This window comes from Sinomicrobium halophytocola, from assembly GCF_052983395.1.
This window is the reverse complement of sequence record NZ_JBRKIT010000050.1, coordinates 1-25,593: the sequence shown is the minus strand read 5'-3', so window position 1 is coordinate 25,593 and position 25,593 is coordinate 1. Positions and strand designations below refer to the sequence as shown.

27 protein-coding genes and 1 tRNA gene are annotated in these 25,593 nt (G+C 43.4%); 21 read left to right on the top strand and 7 right to left on the bottom strand.

Annotated features, from left to right (window positions below):
• Positions 1-34 precede the first annotated feature (34 nt).
• From ACVBDY_RS22240 to ACVBDY_RS22190, 11 genes are all read left to right on the top strand, one after another.
• The gene (locus ACVBDY_RS22240; RefSeq protein ID WP_447177674.1) at positions 35-1,006 is read left to right on the top strand and encodes a type I phosphomannose isomerase catalytic subunit; all 972 of its coding nucleotides are present in this window, start codon (positions 35-37) and stop codon (positions 1,004-1,006) included.
• Between the two features lie 41 nt (positions 1,007-1,047).
• Positions 1,048-1,317 carry a hypothetical protein gene (locus tag ACVBDY_RS22235; protein WP_447177673.1) on the top strand — a complete coding sequence of 90 codons (270 nt, stop codon included), beginning with the start codon at positions 1,048-1,050 and terminating at the stop codon, positions 1,315-1,317.
• A gap of 73 nt (positions 1,318-1,390) precedes the next feature.
• Positions 1,391-1,464 (top strand) — tRNA-Thr (locus ACVBDY_RS22230).
• Between the two features lie 431 nt (positions 1,465-1,895).
• Complete coding sequence (locus ACVBDY_RS22225; protein WP_447177672.1) at positions 1,896-2,915, top strand: quinone-dependent dihydroorotate dehydrogenase; 1,020 nt, start codon at positions 1,896-1,898, stop codon at positions 2,913-2,915.
• Between the two features lie 221 nt (positions 2,916-3,136).
• A complete protein-coding gene (locus tag ACVBDY_RS22220; RefSeq protein WP_447177671.1) occupies positions 3,137-3,802 on the top strand; it encodes an HAD family hydrolase in 666 nt (221 codons plus the stop codon).
• Positions 3,795-4,658 carry a hydroxymethylglutaryl-CoA lyase gene (locus tag ACVBDY_RS22215; RefSeq protein ID WP_447177670.1) on the top strand — a complete coding sequence of 288 codons (864 nt, stop codon included), beginning with the start codon at positions 3,795-3,797 and terminating at the stop codon, positions 4,656-4,658. The genes ACVBDY_RS22220 and ACVBDY_RS22215 overlap by 8 nt, the downstream gene beginning before the upstream one ends.
• Before the next feature lie 153 nt (positions 4,659-4,811).
• Complete coding sequence (locus tag ACVBDY_RS22210; protein ID WP_447177669.1) at positions 4,812-7,154, top strand: hypothetical protein; 2,343 nt, start codon at positions 4,812-4,814, stop codon at positions 7,152-7,154.
• 168 nt (positions 7,155-7,322) lie between these two features.
• Positions 7,323-8,798, top strand: coding sequence for an IMP dehydrogenase (guaB, locus tag ACVBDY_RS22205; protein WP_447177668.1), 1,476 nt, complete (start codon positions 7,323-7,325; stop codon positions 8,796-8,798).
• Positions 8,799-9,021: 223 nt separating this feature from the next.
• Entirely contained in the window at positions 9,022-9,885 is an 864-nt protein-coding gene (locus ACVBDY_RS22200) for a peptidyl-prolyl cis-trans isomerase (protein ID WP_447177667.1), read from the top strand.
• Positions 9,836-11,365 (top strand): peptidylprolyl isomerase, encoded by a 1,530-nt coding sequence (locus ACVBDY_RS22195; RefSeq protein WP_447177666.1) that lies wholly within the window; start codon positions 9,836-9,838, stop codon positions 11,363-11,365. Before ACVBDY_RS22200 ends, ACVBDY_RS22195 begins: the two co-directional genes overlap by 50 nt.
• An 85-nt stretch (positions 11,366-11,450) precedes the next feature.
• On the top strand, positions 11,451-12,404 hold the full coding sequence (locus tag ACVBDY_RS22190; protein ID WP_447177665.1) for an AAA family ATPase: 954 nt from the start codon (positions 11,451-11,453) through the stop codon (positions 12,402-12,404).
• Positions 12,405-12,514: 110 nt separating this feature from the next.
• Here the strand turns inward: ACVBDY_RS22190 and aqpZ are convergent, their stop codons facing one another.
• Positions 12,515-13,216 (bottom strand): aquaporin Z, encoded by a 702-nt coding sequence (aqpZ, locus tag ACVBDY_RS22185; protein WP_447177664.1) that lies wholly within the window; start codon positions 13,214-13,216, stop codon positions 12,515-12,517.
• A 299-nt stretch (positions 13,217-13,515) separates the two neighbouring features.
• Here aqpZ and ACVBDY_RS22180 point away from each other — a divergent pair, with 299 nt between their 5' ends.
• The gene (locus tag ACVBDY_RS22180; protein ID WP_447177663.1) at positions 13,516-13,788 is read left to right on the top strand and encodes a DUF3820 family protein; all 273 of its coding nucleotides are present in this window, start codon (positions 13,516-13,518) and stop codon (positions 13,786-13,788) included.
• A gap of 136 nt (positions 13,789-13,924) precedes the next feature.
• On the opposite strand, the gene ACVBDY_RS22175 is transcribed toward ACVBDY_RS22180, so the two are convergent.
• Both ACVBDY_RS22175 and ACVBDY_RS22170 read right to left on the bottom strand, forming a co-directional pair.
• Positions 13,925-14,242, bottom strand: a complete 318-nt coding sequence (locus tag ACVBDY_RS22175) for a CCC motif membrane protein (protein WP_447177662.1) — start codon at positions 14,240-14,242, stop codon at positions 13,925-13,927.
• 15 nt (positions 14,243-14,257) lie between these two features.
• Positions 14,258-14,518, bottom strand: coding sequence for a DUF2752 domain-containing protein (locus ACVBDY_RS22170; protein ID WP_447177661.1), 261 nt, complete (start codon positions 14,516-14,518; stop codon positions 14,258-14,260).
• A gap of 79 nt (positions 14,519-14,597) precedes the next feature.
• Here ACVBDY_RS22170 and ACVBDY_RS22165 point away from each other — a divergent pair, with 79 nt between their 5' ends.
• Both ACVBDY_RS22165 and ACVBDY_RS22160 read left to right on the top strand, forming a co-directional pair.
• On the top strand, positions 14,598-14,843 hold the full coding sequence (locus tag ACVBDY_RS22165) for a hypothetical protein (protein WP_447177660.1): 246 nt from the start codon (positions 14,598-14,600) through the stop codon (positions 14,841-14,843).
• Between the two features lie 18 nt (positions 14,844-14,861).
• Positions 14,862-15,410: a DUF8465 domain-containing protein gene (locus ACVBDY_RS22160; protein ID WP_447177659.1), complete on the top strand. Its 549-nt coding sequence runs from the start codon at positions 14,862-14,864 to the stop codon at positions 15,408-15,410.
• 39 nt (positions 15,411-15,449) lie between these two features.
• Here ACVBDY_RS22160 and ACVBDY_RS22155 read toward each other — a convergent pair whose 3' ends face one another.
• Positions 15,450-16,373 carry a VOC family protein gene (locus ACVBDY_RS22155; RefSeq protein ID WP_447177658.1) on the bottom strand — a complete coding sequence of 308 codons (924 nt, stop codon included), beginning with the start codon at positions 16,371-16,373 and terminating at the stop codon, positions 15,450-15,452.
• Between the two features lie 318 nt (positions 16,374-16,691).
• Between ACVBDY_RS22155 and ACVBDY_RS22150 the strand changes: the two genes are divergently transcribed.
• Positions 16,692-17,624 carry a peptidylprolyl isomerase gene (locus ACVBDY_RS22150; RefSeq protein ID WP_447177657.1) on the top strand — a complete coding sequence of 311 codons (933 nt, stop codon included), beginning with the start codon at positions 16,692-16,694 and terminating at the stop codon, positions 17,622-17,624.
• An 84-nt stretch (positions 17,625-17,708) separates the two neighbouring features.
• Here the strand turns inward: ACVBDY_RS22150 and ACVBDY_RS22145 are convergent, their stop codons facing one another.
• Positions 17,709-18,350, bottom strand: coding sequence for a peroxiredoxin (locus tag ACVBDY_RS22145; protein ID WP_447177656.1), 642 nt, complete (start codon positions 18,348-18,350; stop codon positions 17,709-17,711).
• 440 nt (positions 18,351-18,790) lie between these two features.
• Between ACVBDY_RS22145 and ACVBDY_RS22140 the strand changes: the two genes are divergently transcribed.
• A complete protein-coding gene (locus ACVBDY_RS22140) occupies positions 18,791-19,324 on the top strand; it encodes a YfiT family bacillithiol transferase (protein WP_447177655.1) in 534 nt (177 codons plus the stop codon).
• A gap of 23 nt (positions 19,325-19,347) precedes the next feature.
• Here the strand turns inward: ACVBDY_RS22140 and ACVBDY_RS22135 are convergent, their stop codons facing one another.
• Positions 19,348-19,905 carry a thioredoxin family protein gene (locus ACVBDY_RS22135; RefSeq protein ID WP_447177654.1) on the bottom strand — a complete coding sequence of 186 codons (558 nt, stop codon included), beginning with the start codon at positions 19,903-19,905 and terminating at the stop codon, positions 19,348-19,350.
• A 393-nt stretch (positions 19,906-20,298) separates the two neighbouring features.
• Here ACVBDY_RS22135 and ACVBDY_RS22130 point away from each other — a divergent pair, with 393 nt between their 5' ends.
• The 3 genes from ACVBDY_RS22130 (at position 20,299) to ACVBDY_RS22120 (ending at position 21,575) form a co-directional block, all read left to right on the top strand.
• Positions 20,299-20,763 (top strand): Mpo1 family 2-hydroxy fatty acid dioxygenase, encoded by a 465-nt coding sequence (locus ACVBDY_RS22130; RefSeq protein ID WP_447177653.1) that lies wholly within the window; start codon positions 20,299-20,301, stop codon positions 20,761-20,763.
• A 66-nt stretch (positions 20,764-20,829) separates the two neighbouring features.
• Positions 20,830-21,132: a phosphoribosylpyrophosphate synthetase gene (locus tag ACVBDY_RS22125; protein ID WP_447177652.1), complete on the top strand. Its 303-nt coding sequence runs from the start codon at positions 20,830-20,832 to the stop codon at positions 21,130-21,132.
• A 104-nt stretch (positions 21,133-21,236) separates the two neighbouring features.
• Positions 21,237-21,575 (top strand): tRNA-binding protein, encoded by a 339-nt coding sequence (locus ACVBDY_RS22120; RefSeq protein WP_447177651.1) that lies wholly within the window; start codon positions 21,237-21,239, stop codon positions 21,573-21,575.
• A gap of 42 nt (positions 21,576-21,617) precedes the next feature.
• Here ACVBDY_RS22120 and ACVBDY_RS22115 read toward each other — a convergent pair whose 3' ends face one another.
• Complete coding sequence (locus ACVBDY_RS22115; RefSeq protein ID WP_447177650.1) at positions 21,618-24,128, bottom strand: M14 family metallopeptidase; 2,511 nt, start codon at positions 24,126-24,128, stop codon at positions 21,618-21,620.
• Positions 24,129-24,243: 115 nt separating this feature from the next.
• Between ACVBDY_RS22115 and ACVBDY_RS22110 the strand changes: the two genes are divergently transcribed.
• Complete coding sequence (locus ACVBDY_RS22110; protein WP_447173800.1) at positions 24,244-24,642, top strand: hypothetical protein; 399 nt, start codon at positions 24,244-24,246, stop codon at positions 24,640-24,642.
• A 5-nt stretch (positions 24,643-24,647) separates the two neighbouring features.
• On the top strand, positions 24,648-25,535 hold the full coding sequence (locus tag ACVBDY_RS22105) for an IS3 family transposase (RefSeq protein ID WP_447173799.1): 888 nt from the start codon (positions 24,648-24,650) through the stop codon (positions 25,533-25,535).
• The last annotated feature ends 58 nt before the right edge of the window (positions 25,536-25,593 follow it).

Sequence of the window (25,593 nt, the reverse complement as noted above, 5' to 3'; positions counted from 1 at the left end):
AAATCAGAAACAAAACACAAACTATACATTAAAGATGAAATCCTATCCTATAAAATTCACCCCCATTCTTAAAGAGCGCCTTTGGGGAGGTACTAAGTTACACGATGTGCTTGGAAAAGAGATAAGGAGCGATATTACCGGGGAAAGCTGGGAACTGTCGGCAGTGCCGGGAGATGTTTCCACAGTGGCTAACGGACCGTATAAGGGTAAAAGCCTTCAGGAACTTATAGATACGCATAGTGCGGCATTGCTGGGAGAAAGTGTAGTCAAACGCTTCGGTTCGGAATTCCCTATTCTTATCAAGTTTATCGATGCCAAGCAGGACCTGTCTATTCAGTTGCATCCCAATGATGAGCTGGCAAGAAAAAGACATAACTCTTTCGGAAAAACCGAGATGTGGTATATAATGCAGGCAGATGAAGGTGCCGACCTTATCGTAGGGTTTAATAAAAATGTGACCAAAGAAGAATATGCGGCCAATCTTGAAAAAAATACCCTTACGGATATTCTGAACTATGAAAAAGTAAAAGAAGGCGACACCTTCTTTATAAATACCGGTAAAGTACATGCCATAGGGGCAGGAGTGTTGTTGGCGGAAATACAACAAACTTCCGATGTCACCTATCGCATCTATGACTTTAACCGTAAAGATAAGGAAGGAAATACCCGTGAACTGCATACCGAACTGGCCCTGGACGCCATAGATTATGAAAAGAAAAACGATTTTAAGGTAGCATATACCAAAGAAAAAAACGTATCCAACTCCATGGTGGAATGCCCTTACTTTACTACGAATTATATGGATGTGGAAGGCCACCTCGAACACGATATAGCAGGCAGGGACTCTTTTAGTATCTATATGTGTGTGGAAGGAGAGGCCGGGATAGCCATCGGAGAAGTGACCGAAAAGATACAGAAGGGAGAAACCGTATTGATCCCGGCAATCACCGATATGGTTAACCTTATTTCTGATAAAGCCAAACTATTAGAAGTATACATCGGGTAAATTGCCGTAAAAAATCTAAATTTGTAAAAAATTAATATATCATGGCAAGTGTTAAGAATCTGAAGAAAGAGATCAATTCTGTTTTGGGAGATATTATAGAGGCAGTATACGTATGGGAAGCTGCGACAGATAATAATAATTCCAAAGAAGGAAATGCAATTATTGATGAAGCTATCGACGCTTTTGACGATTTGATCGAAAAAGTGAATGATAAAAGTGTTGAGGACAGAAAGGCTCATTTAAAGTCAGTTAACAACGAATTGGAGGCTAAGGCTAATGGCCTGATCGAAAAAGTGAACAAGTTGTCATAATTTTTTTTAAAAAAAGATTGGCAGAAAATAAAATCCATTTTATATTTGCCACCGCTTTTAAGGCATACTTGAGGCCGGCATAGCTCAGTTGGCCAGAGCACGTGATTTGTAATCTCGGGGTCGTGGGTTCGAATCCCTCTGCCGGCTCAAAGAAAGACTTCTCAGAAATGGGGAGTCTTTTTGTTTTGTATATAAAGGTTTAGTACATGACAAAAATTTAATTTCGATAACCTTTCGATTTGTTACCCCAGCCCTAAAGGGAGCATCCCGATAAATATCGGGACGAGGGAAATCAGGCTCCCTTTAGGGCTGGGGGTAAACTGATTTTCCGAGAAAACCCGGTGAAAACAATTTTTGTTATGTACTAAAATATAAAAGGTGTTTAATTGAAAGGTTACAAAGAGGGATGAGAAGTTTACCGGATCATTTCCATTTGTTTTGGACTACGCAAAAATTCTGGATAATCTAAATAGGAAACAAAGAGGGGTGAGAAAACGGATCAACTTTTGAGTTTACCCGCGTACAGGCACGTCATTTTCATCTTTTCCCGTATTTTTGCCACACAAGAATAATATCTTATGTACAAATATCTCATCCGTCCCGTTCTTTTTCAGTTCGATCCCGAAAAAGTACATCATTTCACTTTCTCCTTTATAAAAGCGGTAAATAACATACCCGGTGTCGGGGCTTTGCTTAAAAATATTTATACAGTTAACGATCCACGCCTGGAGCGGGAGGTATTCGGTTTGAAATTCAAAAATCCTGTTGGTCTGGCTGCTGGATTTGATAAAGATGCCAGGCTGTTCAATGAACTTTCGGGTTTTGGTTTTGGATTTATTGAAATCGGCACTCTCACCCCGAAACCCCAGCCCGGGAACCCGCCTAAACGCCTGTTCCGCCTGCGTGCCGATACGGCTATTGTAAACAGGATGGGATTTAATAACGGGGGAGTGGAAGAGGCCGTAAAACGTCTTAAAAAAAATAAAGGTGTCCTGGTAGGGGGGAATATAGGTAAGAATAAGGCAACACCTAACGAAGATGCAGCAGAGGATTACCGCATCTGTTTTGAAGCCCTATTTGATTATGTCGACTATTTTGTGGTCAATGTCAGTTCACCAAACACTCCCAACCTGCGGGCCTTACAGGATAAAGAACCTCTGAAAAAACTCCTGAGCAGCTTACAGGATCACAAACTACAGGCTACCGGGCAAAAGCCTGTATTATTGAAAATTGCTCCCGATCTTACCGAGGGGCAACTGAGAGATATTGTCCATATCGTAGAAGAAACCGGTATTGCCGGAGTAATAGCTACCAATACTACCATATCCAGGGAAGGTTTGAAATCTCCGGCAAAAGAAGAATCGGGCGGATTGAGTGGAATGCCGTTGAAAGACCGGTCGACCGAAGTCATACGTTTTCTACATAAGGAAAGTAAGGGGAGTTTTCCCATAATAGGTGTCGGCGGAATACATTCCCCGGAAGATGCACTGGAAAAACTGGAAGCGGGGGCAAGTCTCGTTCAGGTATACACCGGGTTCATATACGAAGGCCCCGGATTGGTAAAACGGATAAACAAAGGGCTGCTTTGTAAATCATAAAACAGTTCCTGCCCCTGGAACCGGATTGTTACATACGGGGAGCCGTGGTAAACTAACCCAAATTGTTTACATTTGAATAAAATAAGATTTAGTATATGACAAAAATTTAATTTCGATAACTCCTCTCCCGAAAGTCCCGATAATTATCGGGAGGGGGTAAGCTGATTTTCCGAGAAACCCGGTGAAAACAATTATTGTCACGTACTAAAAAAATAAAACCTATGCAAAAACATGTAATTTTTGATATGGACGGTGTACTGGTAGATAGTGAGCCTGTTCATATGCAAATACTGGGAGAAGTGTTGGCCGGGATCGGGGTGGAAGTGACCAGGGAATACCATTTTACCCTTGTCGGTATGGGAGCATTGATGATCTGGGAAAAACTTAAAAAGGATTTCGGTCTTAACGGTGATCCCAGGGATCTTCTGGAGGCGCATAAAGCATTTTTTTTTCAGGTTATAAACGACAGGGACATTCCGTTGACCAATGGAATATCCGAATTGCTCGATCGTTTGAAATCGGAAGGCTATAACCTTTCCCTGGGGTCATCATCTCCGGTTAAACTTATAGATATCTTTATGGAAAAAGTAAACCTGAGGAGTTATTTTGACCATGTTGTAAGCAGCGAACATGTCGCCAACGGAAAACCTTTTCCGGATATATTTCTTAAGGTATCCGAGTTATACGATATTTCGCCGGATAAGTTTGTAGTGATCGAGGATAGCAAAAACGGAGTTCGTGCAGCCCGGTCTGCAGGGATGCAATGTATAGGTTACAGAAACATGAATTCAGGAAACCAGGATCTCTCTGCTGCCGACCTCCTGATTGACGATTTCGGGGAACTTACCACAGAAAAAATGAATGCGTTTTATCTGGTGAATGAATAAAATAAAGCTCATAGAATGTCCGCGGGATGCCATGCAGGGCATCAGGACGTTTATACCCACAGATAAAAAAGTGGCGTATATACAGTCCCTGCTGCGTGTGGGTTTCGATACCATAGATTTCGGGAGTTTTGTTTCCCCCAAGGCCATTCCGCAAATGGCGGATACGGCGGAAGTCCTCGGTGCGCTGGACCTTTCGGGGACAAAGAGCAAATTATTGGCCATAGTAGCCAACGTTCGTGGAGCAGAAGATGCTGTGCTCCATCCGGAAATTCACTACCTGGGCTATCCTTTTTCCATCTCCGAAAACTTCCAGATGCGTAATACGCATAAGACCATTGCGGAGTCTACGGTTATTTTACAGGAAATACTGGATATCGCCCATAGATCCGGAAAGGAAGTAGTGGCTTATTTGTCCATGGGATTCGGAAACCCCTACGGAGACCCCTGGAATGTGGAGATTGTGGCCGAATGGACGGAAAAACTTTCCGCAATGGGGGTGAAAACATTATCCCTTTCCGACACTGTTGGCAGTTCTACCCCTGAAGTGATTCGTTATCTGTATACCAACCTTATCCCGGCCTATCCCGATATAGAATTCGGAGCACATTTACATACGACTCCCACTTCCTGGCACGAAAAAGTAGACGCGGCATACAGGTCCGGATGCACCAGGTTTGACGGAGCTATACAGGGATTCGGGGGTTGCCCTATGGCCAAGGATGAGCTGACCGGAAATATGCCTACGGAAAAAATGTTTTCTTATTTTACTGCCGAAAAAGCAGATACCGGACTTTCCCCGATGAGTTTTGAAAGTGCTTATAACGAATCAATAAAAGTTTTCGGGACCTATTTATAATTCCTGTTTAATTCCCGCACTTTTAGCACTGTCCGGAAAAAGGGAAAATTAACAGGTCTCTTTTTTCGTTTTTATTGTTACATAATCATGTTTTTTCAGACCCATACATTACTTTGTATCAGTACGTTGTTATAATCCAAATGAAATGTTGAAATGAAAAAAGCCAGCCAAAGCCTCAGGAAGACCTGGAAAACGATTATAGAAATAATAACTCCTTCGAATAAAATATTACGTTTTTGCGGAAAGGCTGTTTTAGCCTTTCTGATCGTATTTTTTGCCGTGTCGTTATTCGTAGATTTTAACGGAAGTATGAATCCGTTTTACCTGCTGCTTTACTTGTTGGTTTATATAGGCGCAGGCGCAGGGATTGCCTGGGTAGTTAGTCTGTTACTGGGAGTATTCGGGCGTGCACCTTGGTTATTTCGCTTTGCGGTAATATTTGGCGTGCTGAGTATCTTTTATTACTTCTATGTCCCTAAAGTATACGGGAGAATACTGTTGATGTTGCTGATCCTTTTCCCCGTTTTGATTGCGGCCGGTCTGTACCGGTGGCGGAGAAAAGAACTTTTCCCCCTGTCCGGGGCTTCCCGGCATATCACTTTTGTTTTGTTTGTTATCGGGGTGGCAGGATTGTCAGTAGGAGGATGGTTTTATTTTTCGCCCGGAAATACACCGGAAGATATGAAGAATGCAAAAAAATCCGTAGACCATCTTCCGGAACTTATCCAGGCTTCCGATCCTTCTGAAAACGGAAAGTATGGGGTGGTACACTTTACCTATGGAAGTGGAAATGATAAACAGCGACCGGAATACCGGGACAGTGTGCGTTTGACTACAGGACCTGTCGATGCTTCGAAACTCCTCCCTTCCTGGAAAGGTTTCAGCGGTAAACTGCGAACATGGTTTTTTGGTTTTGATGCTTCCGAACTCCCATTGAACGCTCATGTATGGTATCCGGAGAAGCAGGATGGCCCCGCCCCGCTGGTGATTATTGTACATGGTAATCATCTTGCCCAGGATTATTCTGAAGGAGGGTATGCCTATCTAGGGGAATTGCTGGCCAGCAGGGGGTACATCGTGGCATCGGTAGACGAAAACTTTCTGAACTCCGGTCTTACTGATTTCCGGAACTTTGGCGGAGGACTTAATAAAGAGAACGGCGTAAGGGGATGGCTCCTGTTGAAGCACTTGCAGCAATGGAAAAAATGGAATGAGGACCCCTCGGGGATGTTCCATAATCGCGTAGATATGGATAGGATAGCTTTAATAGGGCATTCCAGGGGAGGAGAAGCCGTAGGCCATGCTGCACTTTTTAACCGTTTACCCTCTTTTCCTGATGATGCAACCGTCAACTTCGATTTTAATTTCAATATCCGGGCGGTTATTGCCATAGCGCCGGTGGATGGGCAATACGAGCCCTCTTCCGAACTTGCGGTGCCCCAAGATGTTAATTATTTTGTATTGCAGGGAACACACGATATGGATATGCGGTCTTACGGAGGTTTGGCCATGTATAAGCGAATAAAATTTTCTCCGGAATTCGAAGGATTTAAAGCCGGCTTGTATATTCACAGGGCCAATCACGGGCAGTTCAACAGTTCCTGGGGAAGAAAAGATGGTTCCAGCCCTTACATCAATAGCTTCAACCTGGAACAATTGATACCGGAGGAACAACAGCAGCAGGTGGCCAAAACATATATAAGCGCTTTCCTGGAAGTTACATTAAAGGATAATCCGGCATACAGGCCCGTATTTATGGATTACCGCTTTGCCAGGAAGTGGCTGCCCGACCTGATATATTTTAACCAGTACGAAAGCAGCGACTTTTACCGTATTGCCGATTATGACGAAGATATGAATGTGCATAGCGCTACACTTAAAGGAGGGTGGATAAGTTCGGAAAACCTGAGTGTTTGGAATGAAAAAAGGCATAATCTCATGTGGAACGATCATATTACCAAGGCGGTCCATATAGGTTGGGACAGCCGAAAGGATAAAGATAAAATAGGCTCCTATACCCTGAACTTGCCCGATAGTATTTCTGTCCCGGAGAATAATCCCCTTTTCACGTTCTCACTTGCACAAAGTGACGAAGACCCTTCGCATAAAGAGAAAGAAGACGATAAGGATAAAGAAGATGATGAAGAAAAAGATGAAGACACATCCGAAGAAGAACCGTTGGATTTTACTATAGAATTGACGGATACTCAGGGAAGAAAAATAAGTTTTCCATTGAGTACCTGTAGTTTTGTACAGCCGCAGATCCAAAAGAAGATCACCAAATTTGCCTTTCTGAATTCAATGAAGGATACCGAAGCTATTCCTGATTTCTTTTATTTTGATATGAATGCTTTGCAAGCTGCCGATACCGTTTTCCGGATGAGGGCATTAAAGCAGATCAGGTTTGTTTTTGACAAAAGCAGGTCCGGGGTCATTATTCTGGATGATGTAGGGATCATGCAAAAAAAGGGGAGAGTCAATAAGGGCCAGCTGTAGGCGGAAAATGTCATTCTTCTCTGTTTTTTTGACGGAATCTCTTTTATCGAAGCGATACCTTTAGCTTTTTAGTTTTCAAAATCACATATTTCATGTTTAAAGTAAAAAATGACTTTTAATCCCTAAATTTGACGTATATTTGCGTGCAACTAATTTATAAGTTGCGCCATGAAAGCTCATAGTTCAAAAATTGTAGGAGAGGGGTTGACGTATGATGATGTCCTTCTTGTTCCGGCTTACTCGGAAGTACTGCCCAGAGAGGTCAATATCCAGACCAAATTCACTAAAAACATAACGATCAATGTACCTATAGTTTCCGCTGCGATGGATACTGTTACCGAATCGGCGATGGCCATTGCCATAGCGAGGGAGGGTGGTATAGGTGTGCTGCACAAGAACATGACCGCCGAACAACAGGCCCTCGAAGTACGCAAGGTAAAGCGGGCGGAAAGCGGAATGATCATAGACCCGGTTACCCTGCCGCTAACGGCAATAGTAGCCGATGCGAAGAAAAATATGGCCGAACACAGTATCGGAGGAATACCTATTGTCGATGACGAAGGTTATCTCAAAGGGATTGTGACCAACAGGGACCTGCGGTTCGAGAAAAACAACAACAGGCCTATAGTGGAAGTCATGACCTCCGGCAACCTGGTAACTGTGGGAGAAGGTACTTCTTTGGCAGATGCCGAAGGTATATTGCAGGAAAATAAGATTGAGAAATTGCCCGTAGTGAATCCGGAGAACAAGCTTGTGGGGCTTATTACCTTCCGTGACATCACAAAACTTACCCAAAAGCCCATAGCCAATAAAGATAAATACGGAAGGCTTCGCGTAGCTGCTGCAATAGGAGTTACCGGAGATGCCGTAGAACGCGCCGAAGTATTGGTAAACGCCGGGGTCGATGCCATAATAATAGATACGGCCCACGGTCATACCAGGGGAGTGGTAAGTGTATTGAAAGAAGTTAAAAGAACATTTCCCGAGCTCGATGTGGTGGTAGGAAATATTGCTACCGCAGAAGCGGCCAGGTATTTGGTAGAGAATGGAGCGGATGCCGTAAAGGTAGGTATAGGTCCCGGATCTATCTGTACTACCCGTGTGGTGGCCGGAGTAGGGTTCCCGCAATTTTCGGCAGTGCTGGAAGTGGCCGCGGGCATCAAAGGTTCCGGTGTTCCCGTGATAGCGGACGGGGGTGTACGGTATACCGGGGATATTCCTAAAGCTATTGCTGCGGGAGCAGACTCCGTTATGCTGGGATCACTGCTCGCCGGGACCAAAGAATCCCCGGGAGAAACCATCATTTACGAAGGTAGAAAATTCAAAAGTTACCGTGGAATGGGGTCTGTTGAAGCCATGAGGCAGGGGAGTAAGGACCGCTATTTTCAGGATGTGGAAGATGATATTAAAAAACTCGTGCCGGAAGGTATCGTTGGTCGCGTGCCCTATAAAGGAGAATTGGTGGAGAGTATGCACCAGTTTATAGGCGGTCTACGTGCAGGTATGGGATATTGCGGGGCCAAAGATATAGAGGCACTTAAAGAAAACGGGCAGTTTGTTAAAATTACTGCATCCGGTATTAACGAAAGCCACCCGCACGATGTGGCTATAACCAAAGAAGCCCCTAATTACAGTAGAAGGTAATGATAGTTGCAGGTTCCAGGTTGCAGGTTTGATTGTGGTTTAGGAAACTTGGAACCTGCAACCCGTAACCACAAACTACATAAATGTTTGTTAAACGTCAGGACTCCGACTTGCAATATTTTATCGAATTACTATTTTTGTTAGCCCTCGAATAATACCCGGAAAAACCGATTGATGTCCGTTGCCCTGTGGTGAAGGACCCGGAAGACTAAAAAGAGGTTTGATGTTAAGAAAAAGTATAGTAGGCTTAATGATAGTTCTCAATCTCGGAGCCTGTTCGTATTTCCGTAGCGATGAAACGGTGGACGCAGTAGCCAGGGTGGGAGATAGCTACCTGTATAAAAAGGACCTTTCGGGAATTTACGGGAAAAATATGTCCCGGGAAGACAGTCTGGTGGTCAGGAATAATTTTGTGAATAGCTGGGCAATGAGACAGCTTTTTATGGAAAAAGCAAAGATGAATCTGCCTGAAGAACAGTTGCGGGAGTTTGAAAAACTCATCGAAGAATATAAGACGGACCTGTATACCACGACATATAAAGAAGCACTGGTGAACAGCGCTATGGATACTGCGGTAACAAATGCGGAAATAGAGTCTTTTTACAATAATACCGAGGATAATTTTAAACTGAATGAAGAATTGTGGCGTTTCCGTTATATAGAAGTCAGTCCCGATTTTGAAAAGCTGGATGAGGTTCGGGAAAAGTTCAGGAAGTTTGAAGAAATCGATAAGGCCGAACTCGACGAAATGGCCATACAGTTTAAATCCTACTCCCTGGAAGATTCCATCTGGGTGAAAACCTCCCAGATTTTTCAAAAGATACCTCTTCTGAGTAACGAGGGAAATGAAAAAAGCATAAAAAAATCGAATTTTATTGAATTAACAGACTCATTAGGGGTATATTTGGTCTATATTAACGATATTTTGCACCGTAACGATAATGCCCCGATGTCGTATATCAAACCTACTATTAAACAGATATTGCTGAATCGTAAGAAACTGGAATTCCTGAGGAAACTGGAAAAAGAAATAATGGATGAAGCAGTCAGAAAAAAGAAATTTCAAACCTATGAAGCGGATAAGTAAGATTGTTGCAGGAATAGCTATTTGTATGCTGCAACCGGGATGGGCACAGGAGAATGCTAATGAAACGACGGAAAGTACCGGAACTGTGGAGACATTAAGTACAGAGATGCCACAGGACAGTACAGCGGTGAACCAGGTAAGTGAAGCGGCACCGAAAGATATTTCCGAAAGTAAATCGACGCCCGGAGAAAGGGTAAAAGTAGACGGGGTAGTATCCGTAGTGGGAGATTACATCATTCTGGAATCGGATATAGATAAGAGTTATATAGACCTGCAAAATCAGGGAGTGTCTATAAAAGAGATCGGCCGTTGCCAGTTGCTTGGTAAACTCATGGAAGATAAGTTGTATGCACACCAGGCCATACAGGATAGCCTGGAAGTGTCGGACAAGCAGATTATGGCCCAGACGGAACAACAGCTCAATTACCTGGTGAGCCAGGTAGGTACGATAGAGAACCTGCTGGCATACTATAAAAAATCGGATGAAGAGAGTTTTAGGGAAGAGCTTTTCCAGATCAATAAAATAAGGGTACTGGCCGAAAATATGCAGAGTAAGGTGGTAGATGAAATAGAGATCACCCCTGAAGAAGTAAGGCAGTGGTACAACAATATCCCGGAAGAAGAACGTCCGGTTTTCGGTGCTGAACTGGAAATAGCACAAATAGTAAAAGAACCTGAAGTTCCCGAAGAAGAAAAACAAAAAGTGGTAAACAGGCTGCGGGAGATGAAGCGGGATATAGAAGAGAACGGGGCGAGCTTTGCCACCAAGGCGATCCTGTATTCCAAAGATCCGGGGTCCAGTACCAAGGGAGGTTTTTATCACATAACCAAGCACACGGGTTTTGCTAAAGAATTTGTGGATGTTGCATATAGTCTTCGTGAAGGAGAGATTTCGGACCCGTTTGAAACGAATTTCGGATGGCACATCATAAAAATCGATAAGATAAGAGGACAGGAGCTCGATCTGAGACATATTCTGCTTATGCCCGAGATACCACAGGATGCGCTGGACAAAACTAAAAAAGAGATGGAGGATGTGCGGGAAAAGATTATTAACGGTGAGGTGGCTTTTCCGGATGCGGCAAGAGAGTATTCCGATGAAAAGGAAACTAAGTTCGAAGGCGGACAGTTGCGTAATCCGAGCAATATGGATACCCGTTTTGAGCTGACCAAACTGGACCCGACTCTCTACAACCAGGTACGTGACCTGAAAACCGGTGAAGTATCACGGGTTTATAAAGAAGAGGACCCTAAAAGTCCCGGGCGTATAACCTTTAAAATACTCAAGGTAACCAATAAGTATGAAGATCATAAAGCGGACTACTCAAAAGATTACATGAAGATCAAGGAACTGGCGCTGAAAGAAAAACAAATTAAGGCCATACGGGAGTGGATGGAGAAAACCATTGAGGATACTTATATTATGGTGAACTCCGATTATAAAGATTGCGACTTCTCTAACAAATGGGTTAAAAATTAAATCAATACCCGGCATATCAATCTGGTATGCCGGGTTTTTTATATCAAAATTTTCAGAAAATAAAATACCTCAAATCAAAAACTTTATGTCTGACGTTTCCGCGCTGAAAACCCTGGTAGAAAAACACCTTGAACTTAAAAGAGAAATAGGCAAAGTAATTATAGGGCAGGAAGCGGTTATAGAAGAAATACTGCTGGCCATATATTCGGGAGGACATGCCTTGCTCATAGGTGTACCCGGACTGGCAAAAACACTGATGATCCGCACTATTGCGGATGCGCTTGGACTGGATTTTAAACGTATCCAGTTTACCCCGGACCTGATGCCCAGTGACATCCTGGGTAGTGAAATACTCGATGCGAACAGGGAATTCAAGTTTATCAAAGGACCTGTATTTGCCAATATTATCCTTGCGGACGAGATAAACCGTACACCTCCGAAAACCCAGGCCGCTTTGCTGGAGGCCATGCAGGAAAGAGCAGTTACCGTAGCGGGGTCTAATTATAAAATGAATCTTCCGTACTTTGTACTGGCTACACAAAATCCTATAGAACAGGAAGGAACCTATCCCTTACCGGAAGCGCAGCTGGACAGGTTTATGTTTGCGATAGAACTGGGATACCCAACTTTTGAAGAAGAAGTAAATGTTGTGAAGTCCACAACAATAGATAAAGAAGTGAAAGTTACCCATATGTTTACCGCAAAAGAAATTGTGGATATCCAGCACCTGGTACGCAGGATACCTGTTGCGGACAATGTTGTGGAATATGCGGTGCGTTTGGTGACTAAAACCAGGCCCAATAGTGAACAGTCGGCTAAAATTGTGGATGAGTATGTAGACTGGGGAGCCGGGCCGAGAGCTTCGCAAAACCTTGTCCTGGCAGCTAAAGCGCATGCTGCGGTACACGGAAAGTTTTCTCCTGATATAGAAAACGTTCAGGCCGTGGCCAATGGAATTCTCCGGCACAGGATCATAAAAAACTACAAGGCTGAAGCCGAAAATATTTCTGTTGAAGATATTATCAAAGCATTGCTTTAATCCTGTTTTTTGCGTATTTGTCTATGAGGAAAACAGGTTGGGAAAAAATATACCTGCCATACATTTGATGACAGGTATTTGAAATGGTTATTATCGTTTGGTTTTTTATACTATGAATTAGGTGTTGAGGTGTTTTCCTTTTCCTGGAAGAAACGGTATACCATTCCGGCGAGCACAGCGCCTGCAACAGGAGCAGCAATAAACAACCAAAGTTGCTGCAATGCCCAGTCTCCTACAAAAACAGCCTGGCTTATACTGCGTGCCGGATTTACCGAAGTATTGGTCACCGGAATGCTGATAAGATGTATAAGGGTAAGTGCCAGCCCGATGGCTATACCGGCAAAACCCGAGGGCGCTCTTTTATCTGTTACCCCGAGAATAATGATAAGAAACATAAAAGTCATTACCACTTCCGTAAGAAGGGCTGCGTTCAGGCTGTAGCCACCGGGAGAATGTTCTCCGTACCCGTTTGCCGCAAAATTTCCTATTTCACTGCCATTGCCGGTAGCTATGACATACAGCACTGCTGCGGCCCCTAATCCGCCAAGTATCTGGGCGATAATATAGGGAAAGAGATCGCGTACGCTAAAACGCCCGCCTATCCACAAACCGATGGACACGGCAGGGTTAAGATGTGCTCCCGAGATGTGTCCGAGACCATAAGCAATGGTCAGTACCGTAAGGCCGAAGGCCAGGGCCACGCCAAGTAAGCCGATTCCCAGTTCCGGGAAAGCTGCTGCGAGTACCGCACTTCCGCAACCTCCCAGTACCAACCAGAAGGTGCCGATAAATTCTGCTAAAAATTTTTTCATAAAGTGATTAATTTTTCGGGCTAAAAAGCCTTGTTATACATAAGGGCATTTGTTTTTATTGCCCGGCAACAACACGGTGTGATGCGATTTTGACACAGTGGCTTATTGCCGTGGTATACATGAAAAAAGATTTATCTCCTTTTGGAGACAAGGCAAACAAGGGGTAGTGCTAAAAAATTAGTTATATCAAATTTAACTAAACTACTTAAATATTGTTAATGTTGTGGGAAATTTTTTCAATGCATGGATAAAATGTGTTGAAAAGGGGATGAATTCCCTGGTATAAATACCTTTTTTGCATGAATGCCTTACTTTTGTACAGGACAAACAATGAATGCAATATGGAAATGCAGCATAACCGGGAATTCCTGGTAAAACTGGCCCGGGCTAAAATGCCGTTCGGAAAATATAAAGATACCTACATTACCGATCTCCCGGAACCTTATCTGGTTTGGTTCAAACAAAAAGGATTTCCCGGCGGAACCCTGGGAAAACAGCTCGAGGCCATGTTGGAGATAAAAATAAACGGATTGGAAAATCTTGTCAGGACCATACGGCAACAGGGTTTTTAAAATACGATCAAAGGCCGGGTTGTACAACCCGGCCTTTGATTTATTATGGCGCTTATATTGCAATGGTTTTCCGAAAACGATCTGTCTTTACGAAAGCGGATAAGTGAAGTCCGCCGTAGTTTGGAATACCGTAATTTTAAAATTGGTAGCCATCTTGCATTTGATATTGCTCCATGATACCATCTACACCGTATGTTGCAATAATTATTATGGTGTAAATAAAATAAATTACGTTGAGAACAATACCTACAATGGCAATAATCCTTCCTGTTTTTATACTGTTGTAGTTGTCGTAAAGTTCGGGCTCGGTTTTGTATATTTTAATGGATTTGTTAGCCAGTACAAGGGCGATGATCGCAAGGATGACACCTATCCCGCCCACACAGCAACAGAGCAAAGATCCTATGCTTAAAATGAGGATGAGCGTGGCGTTTGGTAGTTTTTGTTGTTCCATATTTTTAAAGTTAAGTTATACGAATTTCAGTATGAAATTGCACATTATAAACAGCACACTTATAATGGCAAGGGTTGTGGTGATTACGGAGAAGTTCTTTTTCTTCGACAGGGTACCGGCCAAAAGGAAGGCAGCTAATAATAACAACGGGTAAATGGCCGGGTACATTTTAAAAGCCCCTGCAAAATCACCATCGAAAAGTAGAGCTACGGAACGCTGCAGGCCACATCCGGGACAGTCAAAACCAAGGATTCGCCTGCTTATACAAGGCAACATATATTTTTCCGAGTCCAAAATCGATGAAGTATTTGTCTATCAGAATCTAAATTAATATTATTTTTGAGAAAAAGTAAGGATGAGCGGTAAAAATCGACCCGTATTGTATGTAATCTGTATTATTCTCGGAGGCTTACTGGTCTTTATGGGGCAGGATGCGGAAGAGAACAAGGAAATACCCTATGTAATGATACTGGGTTTCGTATTGCTCATGTATGGGCTTTACAAGGCTACCACGAGATGGGTGAAGGACAACCCCAGGGAGGATGAAGAACCGGAGGATAAAGAGAAGGACGAACGGGAAAATAATGCCCGGAACCATTAAGGATTACAGTAAATACAAATGAAGGGTATAAAGACAGGAGACAGGGTAGAGACCATAGACGATTCATTAAAGGGAAAAGTAGTGGCTGTCCGCGACCGGGAGCTGTATATTGTCACGGACGACGGATTTGAGTTGCAGTTATCCCCGGAAGAAGTCATTAAAATAAACGACGCTTCCTTGTTGCATGAAATCCCTGCAGATGCGGATAAATACCTGGCGGAAAAGGAGTCTTACAAGCGAAGATCGAAAATAACGGTCAAGCCCAAAGAACGTGATGCTCCTAAAATGGAAGTTGATCTCCACATTCATAAACTGGTGCCTTCCAGCAGGGGAATGACCAATCATGATATGCTCACACTACAACTCGACACCGCCAGGCGACAACTTGAATTTGCCATGCGAAAGCGTATTCAGAAAGTGGTGTTTATTCACGGTGTGGGAGAAGGCGTGCTGAAAATGGAACTCGAATACCTATTTGGCAGATATGACAATATCAAATTTTACGAAGCCGATTATCAAAAATATGGTTTGGGAGCCACAGAAGTATATATCTTTCAGAACGCATAATCCGGACAAGTATAAGAACCAAAAGGGTGAAACTTATTCTCAAGTAGGATCATAGGCATCTTTCAGTCTTTGCAGTTCTATTTTTTTCATCTGCAGGATAGCCTGCATTAGTCTCCCCGATTGCTTTTCATCCGCTTTTTCAAACATGTCCGAAACAGCTTCCGGAACGATCTGCCAGGAAAGTCCGAATTTGTCTTTAAGCCATCCGCAAGCCTGTGCGTTCTCATCTCCGCCTTCCGTGAGACAAGTCCAGTAATAATCCGTTTCTTCCTGGTCTTTGCAGTTTACAATAAAAGAGATAGCCTCGTTGAAGGAGAAATCGTGTTCACCCGGTCCGTCCATGATCATGAATTTTTCCCCAAGTAAATGAAATTGGGCATGTTTTACGGCACCTTCAGGATCTTCTTCCCCGGGACCGTATTTAAGTATACCATCGATTTCCGAAGGAGTGAATATTCCGGTGTAGTGGTATATGGCTGTTTCCGCCTGTCCCATATTTTTATTGACAAACAGAAAGCAGGGAGTGATCTTTTGACCTACGTCCGATATATTCCCCAGACTGATCTGCCAGGTGAGCCCATAGCGGTCCTGGGTAAAACCGTACTTTTGGCTCCACGGGTAAGTGTCCAGGGGCATGAGAATATTGCCGTGTTCTGATAATTTTGACCATAATTCATCTACTTCTGCTTCCATTTCGCAGGTTACGAAGAAAGATACCGACGGATTGCATTTAAACCGGGGACCTCCGTTCAAAGCCACGAATTTGTAGTTCTCAATTTCAAATTCCAGGGTCATTACCGACCCTGCCGGTTTTCCGTGAAACTCAAACCCTTCTTTACCGTATCTGGTGATTTTTCCTTTTCCGGAGTTTTTAAATAATGTAGTGTAAAAACCCGCGGCTTCTTCTGCCTCACTGTCGAACCAGAGATTCGGAATGATTTTCTGTGTTTTTGTGTTTTTCATAACGTGGTGTTTTTGATTATTCATTGTTTGATAAAGATAATATGTAATAGGTTTGTTTGAAGGGGGCATACATGACGTTTTGGAGGGGAGAATGTGACAAATGTGTTTCGGAATAGCGGTTAATTCCTTTTTTGAATGGCCTGCCCCCAGATGTTTTTTCTTTTATATATCCGGTCAGATAGGGTATGGAGATATTTTTTCCGGCCCTGAAAGCTTGTGGGCAGACCTTGGGATAATGGGCGGATAGCGTTGAGTTTATGCCCGGGGACTCGCAAAAATATGTTTATCTTTGTGACTTATCCAAAAAAACAGATTAGCATGCAAAACGGTATTTATGCAAAATTTAATACCTCCAAGGGAGAGATTCTGGTGAAATTAACCCACGACAAGACTCCCGGGACGGTAGGTAACTTTGTAGGTCTGGCGGAAGGAACGCTCGAAAACCAGGCAAGACCTCAAGGGCAACCATATTATGACGGACTTACATTTCACCGGGTAATTCCCGATTTTGTTATACAGGGAGGATGTCCCCAGGGAACCGGTTCCGGTGGTCCGGGATATCAGTTTGACGATGAATTCCATCCTGATTTAAAACATCACGGCCCCGGAGTACTTTCTATGGCAAATGCAGGTGCGGGCACCAATGGCAGCCAGTTTTTTATAACACATGTGGAAACCGCATGGCTGGATGGTAAACACACGGTGTTTGGATTTGTGGAAAGCGGACAGGATATAGTAGATGCTATCCGCCAGGGAGACCTTATAGATAGCCTGGAAATAATAAGGGTAGGAGAGGAAGCAGAAAACTGGGATGCCGTAGGAGAGTTCCGTAAATTTGAATCTGCCAAAGAGCAACGCCTGGAAGATGAAAAGAAAAAAGCGGAAGAAACCCTGAAAAAGTTAACAGAAGGTTTTGACCGGACAGAAAGCGGCCTGTGGTACAAAATACTGGCAAAGGGGAATGGAGATAAAGCCGTAAAAGGGAAAACGGTTTCCGTACATTACGAAGGAATGCTTACGGATGGCAGTGTTTTTGATTCTTCTTACAAAAGAAATCAGCCGATAGATTTCCGGTTAGGTGACGGTCAGGTAATTTCCGGTTGGGAAGAAGGCATAGAATTGCTGAACACAGGCGATAAGGCCCGGCTCGTAATTCCGCCGGAACTGGGCTACGGAAGCCGTGGTGCAGGTGGAGTGATTCCGCCTAATGCCACCCTGGTTTTTGATGTGGAACTGGTGAAAATAAGCTAAATCCTGAAAACGGTTAGACAAGAAATATAAAAGGAGCGGTTTAAAACTGCTCCTTTTTTGATTGAAACTAACTAACTAACTAAACTAATTCAGATTGGGTTGGGGAGTTAACCGGAGATACGGTTTTACTTCCCGGAATCCTTTGGTAAATATGCCGGTAGCCTCCTCGTTGGAAACGGAAGGGACAATAACCACTTCATCTCCGTGTTTCCAGTTCGCGGGTGTAGCCACCTTGTGATATTGTGTGAGTTGAAGCGAGTCGATAACCCGTAGCAGTTCGTCAAAATTCCTGCCTGTCGATGCCGGGTAGGTTATCATCAGTTTTACGGTTTTATCCGGTCCTATGACGTATACGGAACGCACGGTTGCCGTAGCGCTTGCGTTAGGGTGTATCATATCGTAAAGGGTAGCTATTTTCCTGTCTTCATCTGCGATGATCGGAAAATTTACCGTAGTATGCTGGGTTTCGTTAATGTCTTTGATCCACCCTTTGTGAGACTCTACGCCATCTACGCTGAGAGCCAGTATTTTTACATTCCTCTTGTCAAATTCGGCTTTGTATTTTGCCGCCGCACCGAGTTCGGTGGTACAAACCGGGGTGTAATCTGCCGGGTGAGAGAATAAAATACCCCATCCGTCTCCCAGGTACTCATAAAAATCGATCTCTCCTTCGGAGGTCTGTGCTTTAAAGTCGGGAGCTTTATCTCCTAATCGTATTGTGCTCATATCTTCTTTCTTTTTATTAAACTATTTAGCCTATAAAATTACTAGAGTAAAATGGAAAAAAGAAATTTTCCCTGTAAAATATTTGTTAATGTCAAAAGAAGGAGTGGATATTGCCAGGGCAAACGCATTATATACGGGAGGAGTGGTAATTGGTAAGAAGTAAGAGTGTTACATTCGGGTTTGAGGAGTCCTGATATATCGGGATGGAGTCGGGGGGATTGTTCTTTTGTTACAAGTTACAAGTTGCAGGTTTGGGTTCTGAGCCCAGCAAGTAAACCTGCAACCTGCAACCTGGAATTCTAAACGTTGCAATTATTAGTTTTTTTTGAATCCGTTTTCCCTGTGGATATTGTGAATATTTGTGCAGAATCATTTTTTCGGAATCATAGCCCGGTACTCTGCAAATAACTTTTTAATTTTGGGAGATATAGAAAACAGCTATGGAAAAATTACAATACCCGATCGGGAAATTTACGGCCCCGGAATACATAGATAAAGAACAGACGGATGCCTGGACAGGAGTTCTGGAAGCTTTTCCGGAACGACTGGAAAAACTGGTAGGCGGGTTAACCGACGCGCAACTGGATACGCCTTATCGCCCGGGCGGATGGACGGTCCGTCAGGTAGTTCACCACCTGTATGATAGCCATACCAATAGTTACGTTCGTTTCAAATGGACATTGACCGAAGATTCCCCGGTTATAAAAGCGTATTATGAAGATCGCTGGGCGGAGGTATTCGATACCAAATCTGCCCCGGTAACATTAGCGTTAGGCGGTTTAAAGGCGCTACATGCCAAATGGGTTTACCTGCTTCACGGACTGACGGAAAGTGATTTGCAAAAAGCATTTATTCACCCGGAAGGTAACCGGAAGGTCACATTAGCCGAGAACATTGGTGTCTATGCCTGGCATTGCAATCATCACTACATGCATATCCGGAACCTTCTGGAGCGTAACGGATGGCTTTCCTGACCCCGGATTTGTCGTCCGAAACATTATTTTTTCCATTTTATATTGCACCCGATGCTCGGTTTTTGTGTCTCCGGGACTTTTTCCCCGTTTAAGAGTGCGTCCAGTGCTGTTCTCATATCCTTTCCCGTAACGGGAATCCCGTTTCCCGGCCGGGAATCATCCAGTTGTCCGCGGTAAACGAGTTTGAGTGCTTTATCGAAAATATAAAAATCCGGGGTGCATGCCGCATCGTAGATTTTTGCGGTTTCCTGTGTTTCATCGTACAGGTAGGGGAACGGAAAACCTTGCTCCCGGGCATTTTCCGCCATGAGGTCCGGAGCGTCATCCGGATAATTCTCCGCATCATTGCTGGAAATAGCGACAAAACCGACGCCTTCCTTTCCATAGTCCGTGGCGATGTTGGTTATCTCCGCGTTCACATGTTTTACAAACGGGCAGTGATTGCAGATGAACATGATCACCGTAGCCGTTTCTCCCCGGATATCGGAAAGAGAAATGTTTTTTCCGGAAACGGTGTCGGGCAGATTAAATTCCGGTGCCCCGGTGCCCAAAGCGAGCATATTGCTGGGTGTTCTTGCCATGATCTGTTGTTTTTTAGTAATGGTCTACTTTTTCCATAAGGATAATTAACTATATGGAATAAGGGGATCGAAGTTACGAATTTGTGTTTTTCAGGACAAACGTATCTTGAATTTATGTAGAGGTTTTAGTTGTTGAACAGGGATCCGCAAAGTGTAACTACTCCGTGTACCTCTGTGTAATAACTTTTTACCGCGGTTATCATTAGGAGATTCAGTCTGCTTCTGAAGATGATCCCGTGAATATATCCGTTTACAACGTGCGATCATCTTAATCCTTTCCGGCAGTTTTCCCTTAATATTTTTATATCCATAGAACCGGGTTTATTGAAAATATCGTAAATTGTAGTGGTTTAATTTGAGGATATTCATGTATTCTGTATAAATATTTCTGTTATGAGAACATTACAGCAGTGGTTCGACGATTATGCCGTTAGTCACCAGAACAAGACCAATAAGAAGATCCATTATATTTGTGTGCCGGCCATCTTTTTTTCCATAGTAGGTTTACTGATGAGCATTCCGGCCGGTCTGCCGCAACGGATATGGCCCGGTGAAAATCCGTATATAGAGAATTGGGCCGTGGTGGTATTGATCTTTGTTTTGATCTTTTATGCCCGTTTATCGCTTTCCATGGCATTTAAGATATTGATCTTTTCTTCGTTGTGCATCATTCTCAATAGTATGATTTCCCGTATTGCTCCCTTGTGGCTGGTATCTCTCCTCATTTTTGCCATTGCCTGGGTAGGACAGTTCTACGGACATAAGATCGAGGGGGAAAAACCTTCCTTTCTGAAAGACATTCAGTTCCTGCTGATTGGCCCGGCCTGGGTAATTCAGAATCTTTTTAGAAAGGGATAGAAAATATTGGTTTTCCATGTTATTGTTTGTAATTTTAAAGGAACCGATTTGCTAAATATTTGAGCCATGAAGAATGCTTATGATACATTGTCGGAAGCTATTTCCGAACTCAAAGAAGAAGGGTTTACGCATGATTATAACCTTTGGGACAAAGGCGTGCATAACAGGCAGAAAAGCAGTCATATTCCGGTAGAAGATCTCAATGTACTTAAAGTTTACCGTTTTGAAGGAAGTTCCAATCCGGATGATAATGCCGTACTTTACGTTATTGAGACCGCTAGAGGAGAAAAAGGACTGTTGGTAGATGCCTACGGAGTTTATTCAGGCAATGTCTCCAAAGAAATGATGGATAAACTTCGTATCCGTTGATATTGTTGCAGACCCATCCGGGTTAAATACTCCCGGCGAGCGTTAAATCCTTTGGAATTGGGTATTTCTTATATTAAGTTTGGTGTTTTTTAAATACACTGACAATGGAGGAAATATCCTGGAATGATTTTGAAAAGGTAGAAATGCGCGTAGGAACTATCGTAGAAGTAAACGATTTTCCCAAAGCCCGGAGACCCGCATATCAATTGGTCATAGACTTCGGAGAGACCATAGGCCGGAGAAAATCATCGGCACAGATCACCAAACGATATACAAAAGAAGAGTTGTTGGACCGGCAGGTAGTAGCAGTAGTTAATTTTCCCAAAAAACAGATTGCCAATTTTATGAGTGAATGCCTTGTGATAGGTGCTGTGGGAGGAGAAGGAGACGTCGTATTACTTGCGCCGGATTTTAAGGTAGAGAACGGGCAGAGAATCGCCTGATGGTATTCCCCTGCCCGTAACAACTTTTCGGATGTCTTTCCGTTACATGAACTTATGGAAGTAAATGGCGTTCATAAGTAATTTGTTGGTGCCAAACCAGAAAGCCCGGAAATTGGTGTTGTCGGTAAACAATATGATTTTCCCTTTGCCCGACTGCTGTATTTTGAACGGTACCGAGCCCTTGAGCTGCTCCAGGTTCTCTTCGGAAATATATCCGCTTACCAGGGGATTGTCCGCATATCGAATAGGATTGTTATAGCTTTGCTTGTCCGGTTCCATAAAAATATTGGTATTGCGGAATAGGGATATATTGTTGTTTTTATAACCGAAATTTATGGGGTGCGACCGGTCTATATCCGCTGTAAATATGGCTCCCCCGGTTACCTGTGCCCCGCGGAAATCCCGTTGCTCTTCATAGGTCACATTTTCGGCGACGATATCCGTTTTTCGGAATTCGGTATTTATAAACTCATTGCTTTTCAGCCAGTTTATGGCACTCCGGTAACCGATGAGCGTACCGCCGTTTTTTACCCATTGCTGTAATTTTTCCTTGATGTTGGTGTTCATACTGCCCCAGGTGTTCGTTATGATAAATACATTGTATTTGTCCAGTTCTATACGGCTGAAATAACTTTCGTCTATTTTGGTAATGGGAATATCGTATCGCTGGTCGAACAGGTGCCATATTTCCCCGGCATCATAGGGAGAGATACCATTACCGGTCAGGATAGCTACTTTAGGCGTTTCGAGGGTGCCGAACTGACCGCTGCCGAGATCTGTGCCTGTTGCGGAACCGGTAGATACCCCCTGAATATCTATGTGCGCTTCCTTGGCTATGTCCTGTAAAAATGTATAGAGTTCATCACTGCTTATATCCTGGTTGTGTACCGGGATCATAATGGTTCCGTAATCATATTCTTTGCCTTCAATGGAAAAAACGCTCCGGCCCACTTTTGTGCGGATACCTTTCCGCAATATCCGGTAAAGGGCCTTCGGGGTATAGTATTCATGCCATTCAAACAGGTAAGCGTAGTTGCTCTTTGCCGTAACTTTTCCTTCCGGGAGGTGCAGATCGGTTACTTCCTCCCCTCCGCGGGAAGTGTTTACTTCCGTATAATCCATATCAAATGCCAGGGGGAAGGTCCAGGACGAAATATCGTAAAAAAGGCTGTCCGTAAACTCGGTCCGGGTCTCGAATATGGCGTCTATGATCTTTATGTTCTTCTGGTTGCGAGGGACTACATAACTGAATCCTTTTTTGTACAGTTTTCCTTTTTCCGTAAAATCTTCCGCTACATCATATACCTTGATCTGCTGCTTTTTAAGTATTTCCGCAAGATGATAGGTTTTCGCCGCATCCTTTTCATTGCCAAAAACAATAGCTTTTCCTTTGCTTTTGGCTGCTTCCGCACGAGTATCCCTGTAAAAATCACGTTGGTAGTCCAGGAGTTTCTTTCGCATGCTTTTGGCGGCTTCCAGGGTAGAAAGGGCGGTGGCAAACTGGTTTCTTATGGTAAAAGGAAAGGTGAGCAGACCGTTATCACTTTCCTGTACGTGCCCCCGGGAACTGCCCTGCTCGAAGAGGATACCGATACTTCCGTTTATATCCGGAAAAGTAGAGCCTTTTCCGTAATAAAAATCATCGTAGTTCTCTTCCGAAAAATAAAGTGATCCGATATTGTCTAGCGCTTTTACATGAAATTCTGCGATTTCTTTGGTCAGCTCCTGGTTCATTTTCGGGGTTAAAGGGTGTACCCTTGTAGGTTCTCCGGGCTGAAAGAAAAAGGTAGAATTGGTTCCCATTTCATGATGGTCGGTAAGAATATTGGGCAACCATTGGTGAAAACTCTTTATCCTGGCACGGCTTTCCGGTAATTGCACGGGGAGCCAGTCGCGATTCATATCAAACCAGTAGTGATTGGTCCTGCCTCCCGGCCACACTTCGTGGTATTCCCTTTCGTTATTGTCCGGGTTCAGGTTTTTGCTGCGGTTGGTATTGGCCCAGTAGGCAAAACGTTGCAGCCCGTCCGGGTTGAATGCCGGATCAAAGAGTATAACAGTATTATTAAGCAATTCATCCATTTCCGGTCCCTGCCCCGCCGCGAGATAATACGCAACGGCCAGCGCCGCATTGGAGCCGCTAGGTTCGTTGCCGTGTATGGAAAATCCCTGGTAGACCACTACGGGCATATTGTCAGTGTTGAGGTCCCCGCCTCCCGCTTCCGTAAGTTTGATATGCTCCCGGCGTATGTTTTCAATGTTCCGGTGATTTTCCGGAGAGGTGATCACAAGGAGGGGTAAGGGCCGTCCTTCGTATGTAGTACCCCGGTCTTCCATCGTTATGCGATCTGAGGCTTCGGCAAGTGTTTTCATGTACTCGATAAGTTTGTCATGGGTTACGTGCCATTCACCGACCTCGTGTCCGATAACACTTTGTGGTGTGGGAATGTCTGGACTATAGGAGATGTTTTGAGGCAGATAATAATTAAGGTTAACGGATTCTTGTGCATAGGAGAAATGCACAAGCAGAAAGAGTAGTGCTAATTTTTTCATGATGATTGCAGTTAGTTGGGAATAAATATAAAAAAACCGCTCCTTTTTAAAGGAGCGGTTAGCGATTTTAAATATGTCTCGTCCTGAAATAGCGTTACACTAAAATGAAAGTGTAATGAAAAAAGAACCACAGACGACTTATGTAAAGCGCACACAGAAAGACTATACGATGTCTTTTAAACTTCGAGTAGTGGGCGAAATAGAGCGCGGAGAGCTTACCCGATCACAAGCGTTAAGCAAATATGGGATTCAGGCTAAATCGACTATAGTGGATTGGTTGAAAAAATATGGTAATTTTGATTGGGATAATCAAAGTTATAACCCCATGCCCAAGAGTCCAGAACAACGAATCATCGAGTTAGAGCAAAAAATAAAGCTCTTAGAAAAACAGAAAGCCCGTGCAGAGCATATCGCCGAACGAGCAGACAAAAAGGCTATTTTGTTCGATATGATGATAGAGCTTGCTGAAAAAGAATATAACATTCCTATCAGAAAAAACTCCAAACCCAAGTAATCGATATGTTTAGGGCATATTATGATGAAAGTATCTCATCGACCTGTGAGTTACTTGGGGTCAGCAGGCAGGTGTATTACAGAGCAATTACATCCAGAAAAAAACGGCAAGCCACGGCCGAAAAAGTCCTCGAACTGGTCAAAGAGGTCCGTATGGAACTTCCTAAGGTTGGAACAAGGAAGCTGTACCATATCTTACAAGACCCCTTACAAGATCTGTCCGTAGGGAGGGATCGTTTATTTGCTATACTTAAGGCTAATCATTTGTTGATAAAGCACAAGCGAAGTTACCATATAACCACCAACTCGCACCATCGCTTCAAAAAGCATAAAAACCTGATCGAAGATAAGGTTATTGATAGACCAGAACAACTATGGGTAGCGGATATTACCTATATAGGAACCAGGCAAAACCCCATGTATTTATCGCTTATCACAGATGCATATTCCAAAAAGATTGTTGGATACTCCCTATCCAATACCTTGGAAACAGATAGCTCTGTTAAAGCATTAAAATTTGCTATTAAAAACAGAAGTTACCCTAAAAAGCGATTAATACATCATTCCGACAGAGGTTTTCAATATTGCAGTAAAGAGTACCAGAAAATATTGGCGAAAAACCACATAAAATGCAGTATGACTGAATCCTATGACCCTTATCAAAATGCTGTTGCCGAACGTATCAATGGTATTTTAAAGCAGGAGTTCTTGATCGATATCCAAAAGTTAGATATCAATACCGTGAAACAAATCGTGAAACAAAGTATCGCTATTTACAACGCAAAAAGACCACATCTGTCATGTGCTATGAACACGCCAGAAGACATGCACAAACAAAATGAAGTAAAAATAAAATCGTACAAAAAGAAAATATCCCATCAAACGATCGTTTGATGGGATATTTAGTATTTTTAATCCTGTTAATCCTGTAACGCTTTTTTAGGACGCTACA

Excerpts from the sequence above, each read along its gene's own strand:
- ACVBDY_RS22135 (WP_447177654.1), bottom strand. The coding sequence starts at position 19,905 with ATGGCAAGAACACCCAGCAATATGCTCGCTTTGGGCACCGGGGCACCG.
- ACVBDY_RS22240 (WP_447177674.1), top strand. The coding sequence starts at position 35 with ATGAAATCCTATCCTATAAAATTCACCCCCATTCTTAAAGAGCGCCTT.
- ACVBDY_RS22220 (WP_447177671.1), top strand. The coding sequence starts at position 3,137 with ATGCAAAAACATGTAATTTTTGATATGGACGGTGTACTGGTAGATAGT.
- ACVBDY_RS22235 (WP_447177673.1), top strand. The coding sequence starts at position 1,048 with ATGGCAAGTGTTAAGAATCTGAAGAAAGAGATCAATTCTGTTTTGGGA.
- ACVBDY_RS22180 (WP_447177663.1), top strand. The coding sequence starts at position 13,516 with ATGAATGCCTTACTTTTGTACAGGACAAACAATGAATGCAATATGGAA.
- ACVBDY_RS22155 (WP_447177658.1), bottom strand. The coding sequence starts at position 16,373 with ATGAAAAACACAAAAACACAGAAAATCATTCCGAATCTCTGGTTCGAC.
- ACVBDY_RS22140 (WP_447177655.1), top strand. The coding sequence starts at position 18,791 with ATGGAAAAATTACAATACCCGATCGGGAAATTTACGGCCCCGGAATAC.
- aqpZ (WP_447177664.1), bottom strand. The coding sequence starts at position 13,216 with ATGAAAAAATTTTTAGCAGAATTTATCGGCACCTTCTGGTTGGTACTG.
- ACVBDY_RS22125 (WP_447177652.1), top strand. The coding sequence starts at position 20,830 with ATGAAGAATGCTTATGATACATTGTCGGAAGCTATTTCCGAACTCAAA.
- ACVBDY_RS22225 (WP_447177672.1), top strand. The coding sequence starts at position 1,896 with ATGTACAAATATCTCATCCGTCCCGTTCTTTTTCAGTTCGATCCCGAA.
- ACVBDY_RS22115 (WP_447177650.1), bottom strand. The coding sequence starts at position 24,128 with ATGAAAAAATTAGCACTACTCTTTCTGCTTGTGCATTTCTCCTATGCA.
- ACVBDY_RS22195 (WP_447177666.1), top strand. The coding sequence starts at position 9,836 with ATGAAGCAGTCAGAAAAAAGAAATTTCAAACCTATGAAGCGGATAAGT.
- ACVBDY_RS22210 (WP_447177669.1), top strand. The coding sequence starts at position 4,812 with ATGAAAAAAGCCAGCCAAAGCCTCAGGAAGACCTGGAAAACGATTATA.
- ACVBDY_RS22110 (WP_447173800.1), top strand. The coding sequence starts at position 24,244 with ATGAAAAAAGAACCACAGACGACTTATGTAAAGCGCACACAGAAAGAC.
- ACVBDY_RS22200 (WP_447177667.1), top strand. The coding sequence starts at position 9,022 with ATGTTAAGAAAAAGTATAGTAGGCTTAATGATAGTTCTCAATCTCGGA.
- ACVBDY_RS22145 (WP_447177656.1), bottom strand. The coding sequence starts at position 18,350 with ATGAGCACAATACGATTAGGAGATAAAGCTCCCGACTTTAAAGCACAG.
- ACVBDY_RS22190 (WP_447177665.1), top strand. The coding sequence starts at position 11,451 with ATGTCTGACGTTTCCGCGCTGAAAACCCTGGTAGAAAAACACCTTGAA.
- ACVBDY_RS22170 (WP_447177661.1), bottom strand. The coding sequence starts at position 14,518 with ATGTTGCCTTGTATAAGCAGGCGAATCCTTGGTTTTGACTGTCCCGGA.
- ACVBDY_RS22120 (WP_447177651.1), top strand. The coding sequence starts at position 21,237 with ATGGAGGAAATATCCTGGAATGATTTTGAAAAGGTAGAAATGCGCGTA.
- ACVBDY_RS22160 (WP_447177659.1), top strand. The coding sequence starts at position 14,862 with ATGAAGGGTATAAAGACAGGAGACAGGGTAGAGACCATAGACGATTCA.
- guaB (WP_447177668.1), top strand. The coding sequence starts at position 7,323 with ATGAAAGCTCATAGTTCAAAAATTGTAGGAGAGGGGTTGACGTATGAT.
- ACVBDY_RS22105 (WP_447173799.1), top strand. The coding sequence starts at position 24,648 with ATGTTTAGGGCATATTATGATGAAAGTATCTCATCGACCTGTGAGTTA.
- ACVBDY_RS22130 (WP_447177653.1), top strand. The coding sequence starts at position 20,299 with ATGAGAACATTACAGCAGTGGTTCGACGATTATGCCGTTAGTCACCAG.
- ACVBDY_RS22175 (WP_447177662.1), bottom strand. The coding sequence starts at position 14,242 with ATGGAACAACAAAAACTACCAAACGCCACGCTCATCCTCATTTTAAGC.
- ACVBDY_RS22150 (WP_447177657.1), top strand. The coding sequence starts at position 16,692 with ATGCAAAACGGTATTTATGCAAAATTTAATACCTCCAAGGGAGAGATT.
- ACVBDY_RS22165 (WP_447177660.1), top strand. The coding sequence starts at position 14,598 with ATGAGCGGTAAAAATCGACCCGTATTGTATGTAATCTGTATTATTCTC.
- ACVBDY_RS22215 (WP_447177670.1), top strand. The coding sequence starts at position 3,795 with ATGAATAAAATAAAGCTCATAGAATGTCCGCGGGATGCCATGCAGGGC.